This window comes from Pantoea sp. OXWO6B1 (genome assembly GCF_001641135.1).
Lineage (GTDB): Bacteria > Pseudomonadota > Gammaproteobacteria > Enterobacterales > Enterobacteriaceae > Pantoea > Pantoea allii.
The window spans coordinates 691,728-709,544 of the sequence record NZ_LWLR01000001.1 but is presented as its reverse complement, the minus strand read 5'-3'; the positions used below and the strand labels follow the sequence as shown (position 1 = coordinate 709,544).

The 17,817-nt window shown below is 53.6% G+C and carries 16 protein-coding genes; 6 read left to right on the top strand and 10 right to left on the bottom strand.

Annotated features, from left to right (window positions below; genetic code table 11):
* Positions 1 to 66: 66 nt before the first annotated feature.
* Entirely contained in the window at positions 67 to 309 is a 243-nt protein-coding gene (locus A6A26_RS25375; RefSeq protein WP_156506644.1) for a hypothetical protein, read from the top strand.
* An 18-nt stretch (positions 310 to 327) separates the two neighbouring features.
* Here the strand turns inward: A6A26_RS25375 and sodA are convergent, their stop codons facing one another.
* Positions 328 to 945 carry a superoxide dismutase [Mn] gene (gene sodA / locus A6A26_RS05645; RefSeq protein WP_006121393.1) on the bottom strand — a complete coding sequence of 206 codons (618 nt, stop codon included), beginning with the start codon at positions 943 to 945 and terminating at the stop codon, positions 328 to 330.
* A 263-nt stretch (positions 946 to 1,208) separates the two neighbouring features.
* Positions 1,209 to 1,991, bottom strand: coding sequence for a formate dehydrogenase accessory sulfurtransferase FdhD (gene fdhD / locus A6A26_RS05640; protein ID WP_371560257.1), 783 nt, complete (start codon positions 1,989 to 1,991; stop codon positions 1,209 to 1,211).
* Positions 1,992 to 2,505: 514 nt separating this feature from the next.
* Here fdhD and fdhE point away from each other — a divergent pair.
* The gene (gene fdhE / locus A6A26_RS05630) at positions 2,506 to 3,429 is read left to right on the top strand and encodes a formate dehydrogenase accessory protein FdhE (protein WP_063877841.1); all 924 of its coding nucleotides are present in this window, start codon (positions 2,506 to 2,508) and stop codon (positions 3,427 to 3,429) included.
* Between the two features lie 39 nt (positions 3,430 to 3,468).
* Complete coding sequence (locus A6A26_RS05625; protein WP_063877840.1) at positions 3,469 to 4,080, top strand: glutathione S-transferase; 612 nt, start codon at positions 3,469 to 3,471, stop codon at positions 4,078 to 4,080.
* 176 nt (positions 4,081 to 4,256) lie between these two features.
* Here A6A26_RS05625 and A6A26_RS05620 read toward each other — a convergent pair whose 3' ends face one another.
* Positions 4,257 to 4,817: an Ail/Lom family outer membrane beta-barrel protein gene (locus A6A26_RS05620; protein WP_063877839.1), complete on the bottom strand. Its 561-nt coding sequence runs from the start codon at positions 4,815 to 4,817 to the stop codon at positions 4,257 to 4,259.
* Between the two features lie 621 nt (positions 4,818 to 5,438).
* Here A6A26_RS05620 and A6A26_RS05615 point away from each other — a divergent pair.
* On the top strand, positions 5,439 to 6,179 hold the full coding sequence (locus A6A26_RS05615; RefSeq protein WP_063877838.1) for a MipA/OmpV family protein: 741 nt from the start codon (positions 5,439 to 5,441) through the stop codon (positions 6,177 to 6,179).
* Between the two features lie 335 nt (positions 6,180 to 6,514).
* On the opposite strand, the gene glyS is transcribed toward A6A26_RS05615, so the two are convergent.
* On the bottom strand, positions 6,515 to 8,584 hold the full coding sequence (glyS, locus tag A6A26_RS05610) for a glycine--tRNA ligase subunit beta (protein ID WP_063877837.1): 2,070 nt from the start codon (positions 8,582 to 8,584) through the stop codon (positions 6,515 to 6,517).
* A gap of 9 nt (positions 8,585 to 8,593) precedes the next feature.
* Positions 8,594 to 9,505 carry a glycine--tRNA ligase subunit alpha gene (gene glyQ / locus A6A26_RS05605; protein ID WP_031375581.1) on the bottom strand — a complete coding sequence of 304 codons (912 nt, stop codon included), beginning with the start codon at positions 9,503 to 9,505 and terminating at the stop codon, positions 8,594 to 8,596.
* A gap of 281 nt (positions 9,506 to 9,786) precedes the next feature.
* Between glyQ and A6A26_RS05600 the strand changes: the two genes are divergently transcribed.
* Complete coding sequence (locus A6A26_RS05600) at positions 9,787 to 10,782, top strand: acyltransferase (protein ID WP_063877836.1); 996 nt, start codon at positions 9,787 to 9,789, stop codon at positions 10,780 to 10,782.
* A 3-nt stretch (positions 10,783 to 10,785) separates the two neighbouring features.
* On the opposite strand, the gene yieH is transcribed toward A6A26_RS05600, so the two are convergent.
* Positions 10,786 to 11,448: a 6-phosphogluconate phosphatase gene (gene yieH / locus A6A26_RS05595; protein ID WP_063877835.1), complete on the bottom strand. Its 663-nt coding sequence runs from the start codon at positions 11,446 to 11,448 to the stop codon at positions 10,786 to 10,788.
* A gap of 149 nt (positions 11,449 to 11,597) precedes the next feature.
* On the opposite strand from yieH, the gene A6A26_RS05590 reads away from it, so the two are divergent.
* Complete coding sequence (locus A6A26_RS05590) at positions 11,598 to 12,911, top strand: NCS2 family permease (RefSeq protein WP_063877834.1); 1,314 nt, start codon at positions 11,598 to 11,600, stop codon at positions 12,909 to 12,911.
* Between the two features lie 45 nt (positions 12,912 to 12,956).
* On the opposite strand, the gene A6A26_RS05585 is transcribed toward A6A26_RS05590, so the two are convergent.
* The 4 genes from A6A26_RS05585 to yidC form a co-directional block, all read right to left on the bottom strand.
* Positions 12,957 to 13,700: a 4'-phosphopantetheinyl transferase family protein gene (locus tag A6A26_RS05585; RefSeq protein WP_063881070.1), complete on the bottom strand. Its 744-nt coding sequence runs from the start codon at positions 13,698 to 13,700 to the stop codon at positions 12,957 to 12,959.
* A gap of 183 nt (positions 13,701 to 13,883) precedes the next feature.
* Entirely contained in the window at positions 13,884 to 14,474 is a 591-nt protein-coding gene (locus A6A26_RS05580) for a malonic semialdehyde reductase (RefSeq protein ID WP_063877833.1), read from the bottom strand.
* 241 nt (positions 14,475 to 14,715) lie between these two features.
* On the bottom strand, positions 14,716 to 16,080 hold the full coding sequence (gene mnmE / locus A6A26_RS05575; protein ID WP_063877832.1) for a tRNA uridine-5-carboxymethylaminomethyl(34) synthesis GTPase MnmE: 1,365 nt from the start codon (positions 16,078 to 16,080) through the stop codon (positions 14,716 to 14,718).
* 89 nt (positions 16,081 to 16,169) lie between these two features.
* Positions 16,170 to 17,816 carry a membrane protein insertase YidC gene (gene yidC, locus A6A26_RS05570; protein WP_063877831.1) on the bottom strand — a complete coding sequence of 549 codons (1,647 nt, stop codon included), beginning with the start codon at positions 17,814 to 17,816 and terminating at the stop codon, positions 16,170 to 16,172.
* Position 17,817 lies beyond the last annotated feature (1 nt).

Here is a 17,817-nt window from a genome sequence, read left to right as displayed (position 1 = left end):
GGTGTAAGTTCTTATTAGTCTGATCGTGGCATTGATGATAAAACGACCGGCATCAACGACAGGTTAATGACTCAAATTGTTAAAAACTTAACGGGGTCAACTTACGCTTCGTTTAAAAATGGTTTAACTGATTTATCGCAAGGGACTTTTCTATTGCGGCGATTTGCAGGCAGCCCGCCTGCAACGGAAAACTGCACCGGCAATCGGCAATCGGCAATCGGCAATCGTAGTGGCATCATGCCAACGGCGAAGAGAGAAAACGTGACGTTCAGGCGAAAAAAAACCGGCAGAACAGATTCTGCCGGTTGAGACTCGTGTGGTTATCGCTTACTTAGCGGAGGCAAAGCGGGCTGCCGCTTCGTCCCAGTTAACCACGTTCCAGAATGCTTTAATGTAATCTGGACGCTTGTTTTGGTACTTCAGGTAGTATGCGTGTTCCCACACATCCAGACCGATGATCGGATAACCTGAAACGCCAGCGATAGCCTCACCCATCAGTGGGTTGTCCTGGTTAGCGGTCGAAACCACGGCCAGTTTGTCACCTTTTTTAACCAGCCAGGCCCAACCAGAACCGAAACGGGTTGCCGCCGCTTTCTCAAACTCTTCCTGGAATTTTTCAACGCTACCAAAATCTTTCTCAATCGCCGCCTTCAGCTCACCCTGAAGCGTTGTGCCCGTTTTCAGGCCTTTCCAGAACAGACTGTGGTTAGCATGACCACCTGCGTTATTACGCAGTGGGCCTTTTTTGTCTGCTGGCAGCTGATCCAGTTTCGTGATCAGTTCATCAACAGGCAGATCAGCAAATTCAGTGCCTTCCAGCGCCGCATTGGCGTTGTTGACATAGGTCTGATGATGTTTGGTGTGATGGATTTCCATCGTCTGCTTGTCAAAGTGCGGTTCCAGTGCGTCGTAAGCGTAAGGCAGGGATGGCAGTGAATAACTCATGTTCTTCCTCTCCATTTAGTGTTTGAGCAGCACGACAATATCGGCACGTGCCGCGTAAGCAGTCGTATCATTATAGTTAAATTCATGATCGGTAAAAGCGTAATCAATGCCCTATTAAACATAAGGTTTTGAAAAAACATGCAAAGACTGCGCAATTTTAAGTTTTATGCTGCCCGCAAAATGGCCGATGCGGCGGCTGATCAGCAGGCGCGTGTCGCCGCACTCATTGGTTCTGCGCGCAACGCAACTGCACAGAACAGGATTTACATGAGCCGCTGTGGATGGCTGTAAATGGTTGCACGGCCCGGCTTACTGAACCCCACCAGGGTAAGGTTACAGCGTTCTGCAACCTCTACGGCCAGTCGGGTTGCTGCGGAAACGGCAAACAGAATTTCAACGCCACACATGGCTGATTTCTGCACCATTTCATAGCTGGCGCGGCTGGAAACCAGCAGAGCACCGTCGCCCCACGTGGCCTGACTGCGATAACCCAACAGCTTGTCGAGCGCGACATGACGGCCCACATCTTCGCAGCCGTGAACAAGCTCACCTTCAGGCTGTATCCAGGCGGCAGCATGAGTGCAGCCCGTTTTTTGCCCCACGGGCTGAAAATGCTTCAGTTGCCCCAGCGCGCGGTCCAGGTGCGCTAACGTGAAGCGCTGAGTGAACGGCAGCGGCGTAAGCGGCTTACCAATCTGGTCCAGTTGCTCCACGCCACAAACGCCGCAGCCCGTTCGCCCTGCCAGAGCGCGCCGATGCGCCTTCAACGCCATAAAACGGCGGCTGGATAGCTCAATCTGCACCTCAATACCATTGCAACCCGCGACGACATCCATACCGAAGATATCTGTCGGCGCGTCAATAATGCCCTCTGAGAGAGAAAAACCGATGGCAAAAGCCTCCAGGTCTTTGGGCGTCGTCATCATCACGACGTGAGAAATGCCATTGTAAACCAGCGCCACCGGCACCTCTTCTGCTAACCAGTCAGCCTGGGAATGGTGTAAATCGTCACGTTGCCACACCTGAGTTTCACGCAGACCAGCCAGCTCGCTTACACCAGCATCACATCTCGCTTTGTTTTGATTCACTTTGTTCTGATCCTGGCTAATTCCGCATGGATTAAAAGGTAATAGTATTCCGCTATCCTGAATAGTGCCTATTCTGAACCGGGTCAAAGGCGGCAACAAGCGCATGTCACCCCGAGAGCATAAAGCGTGAAATTGCTCCCTGATGGCCTGGCATCCGTTATGCAAGTCGATGTTCAATCATCCGGTTCACGCGCAGTCAGTCAGGGAAAAAATGCATTTCACACAGAAGGACAGGATTTGGGCTGCTATGATCAGCCTGTCGGGTCGGATCGTGGCATCCAGCCGTGCCGCAGTCTCCTGACTCACAAATATGATTGCTTTGATGTCAGCAGCCGGCGTGACAAGCTGCGAGAACAGAAAGAGCAAACGGGCAAGAGCGCACGTCAATATGGCGCGCGTGAGTACCGAGAACCCTATTCTTGCTGGTGTCGTGAGTAGCGTAATCAGCCAACAAAACAGGAAAATGCCCTCTATGAGCATCCGCATTATCCCGCAAGATCAGTTGGAGAAGAGCGAAAAAAACCCAGCGGAGACGATTCCGCCGTTACTTTTTCCCCGGCTGAAAAATTTATATAGCCGTCGTGCTGCGCGACTGCGCGACCTGGCTGCTAAAAATCCCCTTGGGGATTATTTACGCTTTGCCGCGGTGATAGCACAGGCACAGGAAATTGTCCTGTACGACCATCCCCTGCAGATGAATCTGCACGCGCGTCTGGTGCAAAGCAATCAGGAAGCTAAGCCGCCACTGGATATTCATACCTTACCGCGGGACACGCACTGGCACCGCCTGCTGCATTCGCTGATTGCCGAGCTCAAGCCCGAGATGAGCGGCCAGGCACTGGCGGTACTGGAGAACCTGGAAAAAGCCTCTGCCACTGAGCTGGAAACGATGGCCAGCGCGCTCTTTGCGGGCGAATATGCTCAGGTCAGCAGTGACAAAGCGCCCTTTATCTGGGCTGCACTGTCGATCTACTGGGCGCAAATGGCGGCCTTCATTCCCGGCAAAGCTCAGGCGGAGATGGGCAACCAGCGCCAGTTCTGCCCGGTGTGCAACAGCATGCCGGTTGCCAGCATGGTGCACATGGGCTCACATGAAGGGGCGCGTTACCTGCATTGCAACCTGTGCGAAAGTGAGTGGTACGTGGTGCGGAGCAAATGCACCAACTGTGAGCAATCCCGCGATCTTCACTACTGGTCGCTGGACAGTGAACATGCGGCGGTTAAAGCTGAAAGCTGTGGTGATTGCGGTAGCTACCTGAAAATGTTGTATCAGGAGAAGAACCCGGCAATGGAACCCGTTGCGGACGATCTCGCCTCATTGGTGCTGGATGCCCGCATGGAGCAGGAAGGCTTTGCACGAAGCAGTCTGAATCCCTTTATGTTTCCCGGTGAATAGTTTTTTGCTGAAGAAACCCCGCTCAACCGGAGTCACGCAATGAAACTGATTGGCAGCTATACCAGCCCTTTTGTACGAAAGATCTCCATCATTATGCTGGAAAAAGGCATGATGTTTGAATTCGTCAATGCTTCGCCCTATAGCGACGACAGCCACGTTCCGCAATACAATCCGTTAGGGAAAGTCCCTGCGCTGGTTACTGAGGATCAGCAGACCTGGTTTGATTCCAGCATCATTGCTGAGTACCTGGAACAGCGCAGCCAGGTTCCTGCTCTGCTGCCGGGTGACCCACTTGAGTCACTGAAGGTTCGTCAGTTAGAGAAGCTGGCTGATGGCATCAGTGATGCGGCGCTGGTGATTGTGCGTGAGCAGTTGCGGCCTGGCGATATGCAGTCAGAAGAGGTTTTGCTGCGCCATCGCGAGAAGATTCAGCGTGGGCTGGACAGCCTGGAAGGCTACGTGACGGAAGGAAAATGGATTAACAATGGCACGCTTAACCTGGCAGATATTGCCACGGGCTGCATGATTGGCTATCTGAATTTTCGTCGCGTCGTGCCAAACTGGTGTGTTGAACGCCCGGCCTTAGTCAAACTGGCAGAAAATCTGTTTCAGCGCGAAAGTTTCGCCCGTACTGCGCCACCCACATCCTGATGGGCGAGGCAGATGATCAGCCCTGATGCCGCTAGCAGGGCTGACAGCCTGTTTCGAAAGGATTACACAGTGCGCATTTTCTGCATTACCCGTCTTCTGAATGGCATAAGGTGCAGTTCGCGCATGATGCGATGCACAGCTGGCTTGCAGTGCTGGCCGTCGGACTAAAGGTGTAATCAGAAACGGTAACCCACACCGATGTTAATACCATTAACTGCGCGCGGCTCATCTTCAACCCGGGTTCGGGAACCTTCATAACCCAGCGTAACAGACAGATAATCAACCGGATTAATGATAATGCCGGCACCGTAAGCAAACGCATTAGTGCTGTCTGAAAAATCAATATGCTGAGGCATTCCCTGATTATCATAACCGTTATAATGACGGCGCATGGCGGTATGGGAAAAACCCGCAAGCGCGTAAAGACTCACCATGTTATTCAGGCGATATGCCGGGCCCGCCAGCAAAGAATAATATTCTGCGCTGACATGATCGGACGTATTTAGCGAGAAAAAAGAACGGTTGCTGTCTTCACTGTTCTCCAGCGTGGTGAAAGAAGCAAGCACGCTAACCGGTGAATCCCACTCATAGCGATATTGCAGATTTACACCGGGCATATTTTTAAAATCTTCCGCTTTACTCTGCGCATAGCCTACTGACAGGGTTTGCGTCGCCAGTGCTGGCACCGCATCACTCAGTAAGGCGAGGAAAAGAGTGGAAATAATAATCTTCTTCATAAAACTGTCCTGATATAACAAGGCAGGCGGCGCATAGCCTCTATACAGACGCGCGCGTCCTGTTCATTCTCTGCGACTGACAGCGTGATCCTTTCAAGAAAAATGCTGTGAGCCCGATAGTATTCAGCCCTTTTTCATTCGAAATAAAACAGGCTATTTACGCCAGACACCGTTTTTTCAGCTTTACTACAGATAACAAAAGACGTGATTAACTCACGGCAAAGTAACGGTAATTAACGGCTATCTGGCGGAGCAGGACCTTAACAAAAAACACGACATTCCCACAATAAACGAAAGGGTAATAGTCGCTTAAATCAGAACTGATTGAGAACAGGTTGATGTTGAGTCACCGCAGCCCGTTAATAACCCGTAATGGCGAAAATAAGCGGACGATAACCCCGTGACAATAAGTATCGCCATATCTTGCATTGCGGCATCGAGTCCGATATATCTTTTGCCATCGCCTTTTCCTGAGCCTGAACGGCACGCGCAGGCCGCAAATCAGGGGAAAAGGCGACACAAAGCAGGCTGAATGTTGTTATTTACGCGCATTCCTTTTACGGGCTGTGAGACCTGACAGTCCATCGCCTCAGGCAGACGAAAACCGGATAAATATCTATCATGCAATCACTCTTCAGAACGGCATTGTGTTGCCTCCTGGTCGGTAATATCACGCACGCCTGGGCTGAGGGGCTGACCCTGGGTGCACAGGGCGAAGCGAACTTTACGCCTTATCACCAGTACAAAACCCAATATTCAGGCCTGCCTTATGTGGGCTATGACAACAATCATGTCTACATTGATGGCACCGAAGTTGGTGCGTATTTCATCAAGGATGACACCACACAATTCAAAGCGCGCTGGTGGTATCTGGATAACGAATTCGATCCCGGTCAGTCATCTGATTCGGCGCTGCGGCAGTTACGTATTCGCCACAGCACCATGATGGGCGGCATTAGCTACCAGAAAATAACGCCTGTGGGTGCCTTCAGAACCGAACTGTCTGCCGATACGCTGAATGAAAGCCGGGGAGTGCTGGGGACGGTCGCATGGGCGGGACAGGTCTCTTTCATGCAGCTAGATGTTTATCCACAGGTCGGCGTTGACTGGCTTAATAAGCAACAGGCAAGCTATTACTATGGTGTGAACGCACAGGAATCTGCCCGCAGCGGTTTATCTTCCTGGAACCATCAGGGCGTTACGCCGTGGCTTGCTTTGGCATTTGACTGGCATCCTGTTACGCCTTTGCATATTTATCTGCAACCCAAAGTGACCTTCCTCACTGGCGCACTTCGCGACAGTCCGATGACGGATCAACAGTATTACTGGACGCTCTCTTCCGGTGTGACCTGGACATTTTAAGGCGGGCGTTCGCTTTGCGGGCTATCTGGCCGATAACGCCGGGCGAGGTTGATTCATCAAGCGGTGATCTCCGCAACGCGTGCTGAAACGGGTTGCGGATAAAAATGGCCGTCTTGACGCTGACGAAAGAAAAAATGTGCTGCTATTGCACTCTGTTGTGAAAAGGATGCCCGTTCAAAAGACGGACGGCACAAAATCTCCTGCCGCAGCAGCAATGCTATTCAGGCATGACTAACTGTTCTTCAAATTTGAGATATCTCAACGCTATTCAGGACGGGACACACTGAATAAAAAAAGGGACGATTTCTCGTCCCTTTTTTAGCGCTTCGCATGGGTTACTGCAGCAGTGAAATATCGGCGACCTGCAGGAACAGTTCGCGCAGTTTCGACAGCAGCGTCAGACGATTAATCCGCACCGCCTGGTCTTCTGCATTCACCATGACTTTGTCAAAGAAGTTGTCTACTGCTTCACGCAGTTGGGCCAGCTCAATTAACGCATCCTGATAGCGACCTTCTGCAAAGTAAGGCTGCAGTTTGCTGCTCAGGGCGGTAACAAAAGTGGCCAGCTGGATTTCTTCGTTCTCTTTCAACAATGACGCCTGCACGCTGTCATTCAGCGGTTCGGTCGATTTCGCCAGAATGTTAGAGACGCGCTTGTTGGCAGCGGCCAGTGCGGCAGCCTCATCCAGCGTACGGAAGTGTGATACCGCCTTCATGCGTGCATCAAAGTCTGCCGGACGGGTCGGACGACGTGCCAGTACCGCCTGCAATGTATCAATGCTGTGACCTTCTTCCTGATACCAGGTGCGGAAGCGCCCCAGCATGAAGTCGATGACGTCATTAACCGCATTAGCATTGCTCAGCTTGCTGCCATACAGGCGCACGGCTTCTTCCGTCAGCGTTTGCAGGTCGAGCGGCAGATTTTTCTCTACGATAATGCGCAGTACGCCAAGGGCGGCACGACGCAGTGCAAAGGGATCTTTATCGCCTTTAGGATGTTGACCAATGCCGAAAATACCGGCCAGGGTGTCCATCTTATCGGCGATCGCCAGTGCGCAGGCTACCGGGCTGGAGGGCAAATCATCCCCCGCAAATCGCGGCTGATACTGCTCGTTCAGCGCCACGGCAACATCTTCGGCTTCGCCGTCATGACGCGCATAGTGCATGCCCATCACGCCTTGCGTGTCGGTAAACTCAAACACCATGTTGGTCATCAGGTCACACTTCGACAGCAAGCCTGCGCGCGTCGCGTGGTTCACATCCGCCCCCATCTGCGCCGCAACCCAGCCTGCCAGAGCCTGAATGCGGTCAGTTTTGTCACGCAGCGAACCCAGCTCTTTCTGGAACAGCACGGTGTCGAGGCGTGGCAGATGATCTTCAAGGCGTTTTTTGCGGTCGGTATTAAAGAAAAATTCGGCATCCGCCAGACGCGGGCGAACGACCTTTTCATTACCTGAAATGATCTGCTGCGGATCGCTGGACTCAATGTTGGTCACAAAAATGAAGTTCGGCAGCAGGTTGCCAGCGGCGTCATAAACCGGGAAGTATTTCTGATCGCCCTTCATGGTGTAAACCAGCGCTTCAGAAGGTACTTTGAGGAATTTTTCCTCAAAGGTGGCAGTTAATACAACCGGCCATTCCACCAGCGACGTTACCTCTTCCAGCAGGCTGTCACTCAGGTCGGCTACGCCGCCTAAACGACGTGCCGCGGCTTCCGCATCGGCTTTGATCATGGCTTTGCGGACCTGATAGTCGGCAATCACCTGGCCGCGCTTTTCAAGCACATCCGGATACTGATCGGCGTTCTCGAGCGTGATTTCACTTTCGCCCATAAAGCGATGACCACGAATAACGCGGTCTGACTGAATGCCCAGAATCGTACCGGGGATCAGTTCATCACCGAGCAGCATGGTAACGGTGTGCACCGGACGCACAAACTGCACGTCGCTGTTACCCCAGCGCATCAGTTTAGGCACAGGCAGTTTGCTCAGGGCCGTGGCAATCATTCCCGGCAGTAATGCCTGAGCGGCCTCACCTTTAACCTGGGCACGATAAACCAGCCATTCGCCTTTATCGGTGCTCAGGCGTTCAGCCTGATCAACCGTAATGCCATTACCGCGCGCCCAGCCTTCTGCGGCTTTCGTCGCGTTGCCGTCTGCATCAAACGCTGCGGCTACTGCAGGCCCGCGCTTTTCAACTTCACGGTCAGGTTGGGCGGCACTCAGATTCGCGATTTTCAGCGCCAGGCGACGCGGCGCGGCGAACCAGAGCACCTCGCCATGGTTCAGATTGGCCGCATCCAGCTCGGCCGTAACCTGCGCCGCGAAGGCTTCCGCCAGGCTACGTAATGCTTTCGGTGGCAGCTCTTCGGTGCCGATTTCCACCAGGAACGTTTTCTCAGTCATGGCTGCCTCTTACTTTTTGTTATTGCACATCGGGAAGCCCAGCGCTTCACGAGAAGCGTAATAGGCTTCAGCCACGGCTTTGGTCAGGGTGCGAATACGCAGAATGTAGCGCTGACGTTCAGTCACCGAGATCGCTTTACGCGCGTCCAGCAGGTTAAAGCTGTGCGCGGCTTTCAGGATGCGCTCGTAAGCAGGCAGTGGCAGCGGTTTTTCCAGCGCCAGCAAATGCTGCGCTTCTTTCTCATACTGTTCAAAACAGGTGAAGAGAAAATCCACATCGGCGTATTCGAAGTTGTAAGTAGACTGCTCGACTTCGTTCTGGTGGAACACGTCGCCGTAGGTCGTTTTGCCTAGCGGACCGTCGCTCCAGACCAGATCATAAACGCTGTCAACGCCTTGAATGTACATGGCAAGGCGCTCGAGACCATATGTGATCTCGCCGGTCACCGGTTTGCACTCCAGGCCGCCGACCTGCTGGAAATAGGTAAACTGCGTCACTTCCATGCCGTTCAGCCACACTTCCCAGCCGAGTCCCCAGGCGCCCAGCGTCGGGTTTTCCCAGTTGTCTTCGACAAAGCGAATATCGTGCACAGTCGGATCCATACCCAACTCTTTCAGCGACCCAAGGTACAGCTCCTGAATGTTGTCTGGCGAGGGCTTGATGATCACCTGAAACTGGTAATAGTGCTGTAAGCGATTCGGGTTTTCGCCGTAGCGACCGTCGGTAGGACGGCGGGACGGCTGCACATAGGCAGCGGCAATCGGCTCCGGGCCAAGTGCACGCAGGCAGGTCATTGGGTGTGAAGTACCAGCGCCCACTTCCATGTCCAGTGGCTGAACAATGGTGCAGCCCTGGCGCGCCCAGTAATCTTGCAATGTCAGGATCAGGCCCTGAAAGGTCTTGGTATCAAACTTTTGCATGATGAGTTCGCACGCGGTTCGGCTAGATAAAAAAAGAGTGCGACAGTATACCCTTTGACCGCGCGATGTGCAGCCGGAAATCCTGCCGTGCAGCCCCAAACGTAGATTTTAGGACGCCGTTCGGCACCCAAGCGCCGCTGAACGGCGAAATTAACCTGTGCCGTTTGGCTTTTTTCATGCGATCTTGCGCACAGAGGGTTCTGAATCCCTGTCAACGCGCTTGTTGACTGCGACGCGACTGGCTACGCTTTGCACCGGGACGCACTGCGCCAGAGGAAACCATGTCGCAAAAGATTTACTGGATAGATAATTTGCGGGCGATTGCCTGCCTGATGGTCATCGTCATTCACACTACCACCTGGTATCTGGCCGGGCCGATGGCGATAAAAGGTCACTGGTGGGACGTTGCCAACCTGTTCAACTCGACGTCGCGCATCTGTGTGCCGCTGTTTTTTATGATTTCCGGCTACCTGTTCTTTGGGGAGCGCAGTGCGCAGCCACGTCATTTATGGCGGCTTGTGGGGTGCCTGCTGTTTTACAGTGCCGTCTCGCTGGTCTATATCAGCCTGCTGACGCCCATCGGTGAAGGACGCTCGATTTTAAAAATGCTGCAGAAGCCGGTGTTTTACCATCTGTGGTTTTTCTTCGCGCTGATCGGCATTTACCTGCTGTCGCCACTGATTCAGGTAAAAAGCGTACGACCGCGCTACGTCGCGTTGCTGGTGTTGGTTTTGGTGGTGCTGGCGAATCCCAATACCATGGATCAGTCATGGGGACGATTCCACTGGTTGCCGATTAACCTGTATATGAGCGGAGACAGTATTTACTACCTGCTCTACGCGCTGTTAGGCCGGGCTATCGGAACCATGGAAACAGACAGGCGCGGCGTGACTGCGCTCGCGGCGGTGGCTTTCCTGGCCTGCGTGACCGGCATTATGCTTGGCACCAAACGGGCGCTAATCGTCAACGGCGCGTTTAACGACACCTGGTATCTCTACTGCGGACCGCTGGTTTTTATTGCGGCTATCAGCGCCCTGCTGGTGTTCAAAAATGCCTTTAATCAACGAACCTTGCCCGGTTTAGCGACGATTTCACGTTACTCGCTGCCCATTTACGGTTTTCACGCGCTGTTTATTCATTTCATCCGCACCAACCACTATGACGATATGACGCGGCCCTGGCTGGATCTGCCTGCCGTGTTCACCGTCACCCTGGCAGGCAGTTTACTCCTGGCGATGATACTCAGTCGGATAGACAGACGGCACTGGGTGACCTGAGGGCTATGTTGTCAGATTCCAACCCCGGGCGCGCCATAGCCCGGGCAACGCGGCCATATCCGTGAACACCGTGACCAGTGGATGATCAAGCGCCGGGTTATGTGCATCGGCACAGTAATAGAACACCGGCATGCCGGCGGCGATACCGGCCTGCGCGCCCGCTTCAGAGTCATCCACCAAAATACAGCGTTCAACAGGGACCTGCATGTGCCGGGCGGCGTGAAACATGAGTTCTGGCTCGGGTTTCCAGTGGCCAATGTCGTAACCGCTGTAAAGATGATCGGCAAAATAGTCCAGCATGCCGGTCAAGCCCAGCGAGTGCTGCATCTTCTTGACCGTGCCGTTGGATACCACACACACCGGCACCTTCATCTGCTCCACCAGCGCCTTCGCCCCGGCGATCGGCTTCAGTTCAAGATCAAATAATCGCGCCACTTCGCTGCGGTAGGCAGGTTCAACCTCCTCCAGCGGTAAGGTTATCCGGTGCGATTCCGCGACATCGCGGATAATGTCATACAGTTTTACCCCTTTATACTTTTCAAACATCTCCTGCAGGGAGAGCGTAATACCGTAACGGGCAAACGTGGTGACATAAGCGCGGGTGCACAGTACTTCACTGTCTACCAGGGTACCATCGCAATCGAAAAAGACGCATTCTGCTGACATCTGACTCAATCCTTTTATGTGGGTGCCCTTACACTTTAACGTAACCCTGTCGAATTGCGATAATGGCAATCGGTTGCGAAAAATCATTGTATTGCAGGGGCAAAATCGCCAGGATACGCGCCGGTGAAATTTTCTTCTGGATAAATGGCATGAACAAACACGGCCTTTTTCAGCGCGTATTTAAGCTGCAGGAACATGGTACAACGGTTCGTACCGAGGTCATCGCAGGCATTACCACGTTTTTGACCATGGTCTACATCGTCTTTGTTAACCCACAGATTTTGGGTGTCGCAGGCATGAATACCCAGGCGGTGTTTGTGACCACCTGTCTGATTGCCGCGTTCGGTAGCATTCTGATGGGCCTGTTCGCTAACCTGCCGGTGGCGCTGGCACCCGCGATGGGCCTCAATGCCTTTTTTGCTTTCGTCGTCGTGGGGGCCATGGGCTACTCATGGCAGGTAGGAATGGGCGCAATCTTTTGGGGGGCGCTGGGGCTGTTGATCCTGACGCTGCTGCGCGTCCGCTACTGGATGATCGCCAACATTCCGCTCAGCCTGCGCGTCGGCATTACCGCTGGCATTGGGTTATTTATTGCGATGATGGGGCTAAAAAACGCCGGCATCATTGTGGCGAACCCGGATACGCTGGTCACTGTGGGTAATCTCAGCTCACATCATGTCCTGCTGGGCGCATTGGGTTTCTTTATTATCGCCATTCTGGCGTCACGCAATATTCACGCCGCCGTGCTGATTTCGATGATCGTCACCACGGCGATTGGCTGGATGCTGGGCGACGTTAAGTTTGTTGGCGTATTCTCTGCGCCCCCTTCCATCACCTCGGTGGTCGGTCAGGTCGATATTAAAGGTGCATTTAATGTTGGCATGGCCGGCATTATCTTCTCTTTTATGCTGGTCAATCTGTTTGACTCGTCCGGTACGCTCATTGGTGTTACCGATAAAGCCGGAATCGCCGATGAAAAGGGTACTTTTCCACGGATGAAGCAGGCGCTGTATGTCGACAGTATAAGCTCTGTGACCGGCGCGCTGGCGGGCACCTCGTCCGTTACGGCCTATATTGAAAGTACCTCTGGCGTCGCCGTAGGCGGTCGTACCGGCCTGATGGCAGTGGTTACCGGTCTTCTGTTCCTGCTGGTGACGTTTTTGTCGCCGCTGGCGGCCATGGTTCCGGCTTATGCCGCAGCAGGCGCGCTGATCTACGTTGGCGTACTGATGACGGCCAGCCTGTCTCGGGTGAAATGGGACGATCTGACGGAAGCCGTCCCTGCGTTCGTTACGGCAGCAATGATGCCCTTTAGCTTCTCAATCACCGAAGGCATCGCGCTGGGCTTTATTGCTTACTGTGTGATGAAGCTGGGCACGGGGCGCTGGCGTGAAATCAGTCCCTGCGTGGTGATCGTCGCATTACTGTTTGTGCTTAAAATCGCGTTTATCGACGGACACTAAGCGGCGATAAACGACTTTGCGCGTGCTGGCGACTGGCCTCAGCGGTCAGGATAAGGCCAGCGCGCGTCCATTCAGCGTCGTCAGACGTATCATCTGCGTACCGGCATCCGGCTTGTCCAGGGTGATATCACGCAGTTCAGACCACTGGCCGTCGCCGGTTATTTCCCATAAGTGCAAGTGCCGTATCTGAGGTGATAAAGCACAGGACCACACCAGCGTGGGCTCGGCATCACACAGAATTTGCAGATCGGTATGAAGCGTTGAACGCAGGCGTCCGGCGCCGGGTAACAGCTGGAGCGACGTCAGTCCTGTTTCATCTCCCCCCTGGAGTTTCATCACGCTGCGACGTAGCGTCCAAATCTGCGTCACCGCCTCAGGCACGTCTTGCTGGGCATTAATCCAGGTGATTTCTCCCGAACTTAAGCCCTGCATCATCTGCTCCTGCGTCTGACGACTGTGCGCCCGCACGATATCAATCTCCAGCCCAACCTGACTGCGCTCTTCAGCCAGCAGTACGCCAACGGTATTCCCTGCGTAGGCAATATTAAAGTCCGGGAGATCGGGGTCCACGAAGGCCGGGCGGCCGTTATGGCAGTTAACTATCGGAGGAAGATGATGAAGGCCATAAACGCGTTGCATGAGCTGCTTCAATATAATGCGCGCCGCCAGAAAGCGCTCGCGACGTTTATCCGCCACGTGTCGCACGCTGTCGATAACGTCCTGCGTCATTGTCATGTCAACGAGCCGTTGGCCGGGGTTGCCTGCCCAACGAACAAAATGACCAGCCATCTGTCGCTCCATGAGAATGGTCAGATAATCATCAGCAGGATTATAAGCGCTTTCTCTGGCTGCCGCATTCGGCATACCGTAAACCCTTCGCTTTTCAGAAAAGCATCAGGCTGACACCCGCACGGCAGGCAGCATAAACCGTCAGGGATGGGCGCTACGAAACGACCGCAACGCTCGTGGATATCAGACGAACTGGCACGCCTGCTCAAGGCTCAGACGGGGTAAACGGGGATGAAGCTTATCCGGGATGCCATAGCCCAAATTAATTAACAGATTGGCCTGCCAGGTGGTATCGGCAAAAAAGGCCTCGTTCACTTTTAACGGATCGAAACCCGACATCGGCCCGGCATCCAGCCCCAACGCGCGCGCTGCCAGAATAAAATATCCTGCCTGCAGGCTACTGTTACGAAAGGCCGTCTCTTTGACTAAATCCGGTGTGTTGGTAAACCAGTTACGCGCATCGGCATGTTGAAACAGCATCGTCAGGTGCTGATAAAATTCGCTGTCCCAGGCAATAATAACGGTGACCGGGGCATTCATGGTTTTCTCAAGGTTGCCTGACGCCAGCGCCGGTTTCAGCTTTTCTTTCCCCTCCGCTGAGGTGACAAAAACGAAGCGTCCCGGCGAGCAGTTTGCAGAAGTTGGGGCCAGGGCAACGAGCTGATAGAGTTGCTCCAGCAGGGCCGGGTCCACGGGTTTTTGCTGCCAGTGATTGTGAGTGCGGGCATGGTAAAAAAGGGTATTGAGCGCGTTATCATCAAGCGATGTAGTCATTATAACTCTCCAGGGAAGACATCCAGTATTCAACCTATACGGTGAGTTCAGGTTTTTGGATGCATTCCGGCCCGTCTTATCACGTTTTTTGACCGTCAATGCACAGCAAAAAACGCGGGGCAGAGCATCCTTAACAATAATAACCTACGCCACAATAACGAATAAGCAACACATTACGGTTTATCCCCTGAGCGGCGGCGTTCTGTTTTTGCCATGCCGCTGACGGGTTACGTGCTGTACATCATTTGCCGATACAGAAGCTCGAAAAAATGCGTCCCAGCAAATCGTCCGAGGTAAATTCACCGGTAATTTCGCTGAGCGCCTGCTGCGCAAGGCGCAACTCCTCTGCCAGCAACTCGCCTGCCCAGGCACCTAAGAGCTGAGATTTGCCCTGTTCCAGATGCGTCGCAGCACGCTCCAGTGCCTGCAGATGACGACGGCGTGCCAGGAAGCCACCTTCCATATTATCGGCAAAGCCCATGGTCTGTTTGAGATGGTCGCGCAATGTGTCCAGGCCTTCGCTGGTTCTGGCTGAAAGCCTGATAAGCGAATGACCATCGACTTCTGTCAGGCCCAGTGTTTCACCGGTGATGTCGGCTTTATTGCGCACCACGGTAATCGGCAACTGGGGCGGCAAGCGTGCGACAAAATCTGGCCAGATCTCAGCCGGTTCGGTTGCGTGAGTAGTGGTGCCATCGACCATAAACAGCACTCTGTCGGCCTGTTCGATTTCGTGCCAGGCGCGTTCAATACCAATACGCTCCACTTCATCGCTGGCTTCACGTAACCCGGCGGTATCAATGATATGCAACGGCATACCGTCAATATGAATGTGCTCACGCAGTACATCGCGCGTCGTACCGGCGATATCGGTCACGATGGCCGCCTCACGTCCGGCAAGCGCATTAAGCAGGCTGGATTTTCCGGCATTCGGCCGACCGGCAATGACAACCTTCATGCCTTCGCGCAACAGGCTGCCCTGTTTGGCTTCGGCACGCACGGCATCAAGATCGCTGATGACCTTATTCAGCTGCCCTTCGATTTTACCGTCAGACAGAAAATCGATCTCCTCATCGGGGAAATCAATCGCCGCCTCAACATAGATACGCAGATGAGTCAGTGCTTCCACCAGATGATTAATACGGACAGAGAATGCGCCCTGCAGTGAGTTGACCGCCGATCGTGCCGCCTGTTCTGAGCTGGCATCAATCAGATCGGCAATGGCTTCTGCCTGCGCTAAATCGAGTTTGTCGTTCAGAAAGGCACGCTCAGAGAATTCACCCGGTTGGGCAATGCGCAGACCCGGCAGCGCCACAATCCGTTTCAGCAGCAGATCCAGAATCACCGGGCCGCCGTGCCCCTGCAATTCCAGCACGTCTTCCCCGGTGAATGAGTGGGGGCCGGGAAACCATAGCGCGATCCCCTGATCCAACACGCTGCCGTCACTATCGTTAAACGATAAATAGTCGGCATAACGCGGTTTGGGCAGTTTACCCAATATCTGCTGCGCAACCTCGGCGGCTCGCGGACCGGAAATACGCAAAATGCCAACGCCGCCGCGTCCGGGCGGGGTTGCCTGAGCAACAATGGTATCGCTATGGCTCATAAATTCTCTCTCACTACAAAAAACAAAGGCGGTCGCTTTGACCGCCTGAGCATAACCGTTTTTATCGCGGGAGACCTCCCGCGACGGCTTTACGCTTTCTTCTTGTCGCGGCTGTGTAAGCCACGTTTTTCCAGCCCGCGATAAATCAGCTGCTGCTGGAGGATGGTCACCAGGTTACTGACGATGTAGTACAGCACCAGACCTGACGGGAACCACAGGAAGAACACGGTGAAAATCACAGGCATATACGTCATGATCTTCTGCTGCATCGGATCGGTCACGGTGGTCGGTGACATCTTCTGAATGAAGAACATGGTGATGCCCATCAGAATCGGCAGAATATAGTACGGATCCTGTGCTGACAGATCGTGGATCCATAAAATGAACGGCGCATGACGCAGTTCTACCGAGCCGGACAGCATGTAGTACAAGGCAAGGAAGATAGGCATCTGAATCACCAGCGGCAAACAGCCACCCAGCGGATTCACTTTTTCTGCTTTATACAGCGCCATCATTTCCTGGCTCTGCTTCTGCTTATCGTCACCTAAACGCTCACGCATCGCCTGAATCTTCGGCTGCAGCATGCGCATTTTCGCCATCGAGGTGTACTGCGCTTTGGTCAGCGGGTACATGATGCCACGCACGATGAACGTGATGATGATGATGGAGAAGCCCCAGTTACCGATAAAGCTGTGAATGAACTTCAACAGTTTAAACAGTGGCTGAGAGATAAACCATAACCAACCGTAGTCAACCGTCAGGTCAAGGTGAGGCGCAATGGCAGCCATCTTGTCCTGAATTTCCGGGCCAACCCACAGCGTGGCATCCAGCGTCTGTTGTGCACCCGGCGCAACGGTTACCGGCGCGGATTTATAGCCGATGGCGGCAACGCCATTACCCAGATTACTGGTGTAAAGCGTATTCGCGCCCTGGGTGCGCGGCACCCATGCGGTGGCAAAATACTGCTGCAACATCGCTACCCAACCATTGCTGGTATTGGTATTGAGGTTTTCGTTATCCGCGATGGTATCGAACTTAATCTTTTCGTATTTCGATTCGCTGGTGGAGTAAGCCGTACCGCGGAAGGTGTGCAACGCAAAGTTGTTGCTGCCGGTATCACGGTGTTTAGGCAAATCGATGGTCTGCTTTAACTGGCCAAACATCGACAACTCCAGCGGCTGCTGGCTGGTATTGTTGATGTTGTAGTCAACATTAACCGCATAGTCGCCACGCTTGAACACGAATGTCTTGGTATAGACAACGCCGTTTTCAGCGGTGAACGTCATCGGCACACGCAGTTCGCTCTGACCGTCAGCCAGTTCGAAATGGTCCTGGGCGGTGTTATACAGCGGACGCGCACCATTGTTAGGATTATCCGGACCATTACGACCCGTTAAGCCACTTTGCGCCTGGTAAACAAACGACGGTGTGGTTTCCAGCAGCTCGAACGGCTTATCAGAACCCAGCTTATCTGGGTAAGTCAGCAGTTGTGCCTGGTCAACATCGCCACCGCGGGTGTTGATAGTTAATGACAGGACATCAGTCTTAACGGTGATCGTTTTACCCTGGCCGCTGGCCGGTACACCCTGGCCTGCAGCATCACCGGCTGCACTGTTTGTGTTCTGCGTGGTCTGGGTCTGCAAAGGCTTCGGAGCATGGTCCGTCTGCCAGGCTTGCCAGATCATGAAAGACACGAACAGAAAAGCGATGAGAAAGAGATTGCGTTGCGAATCCATC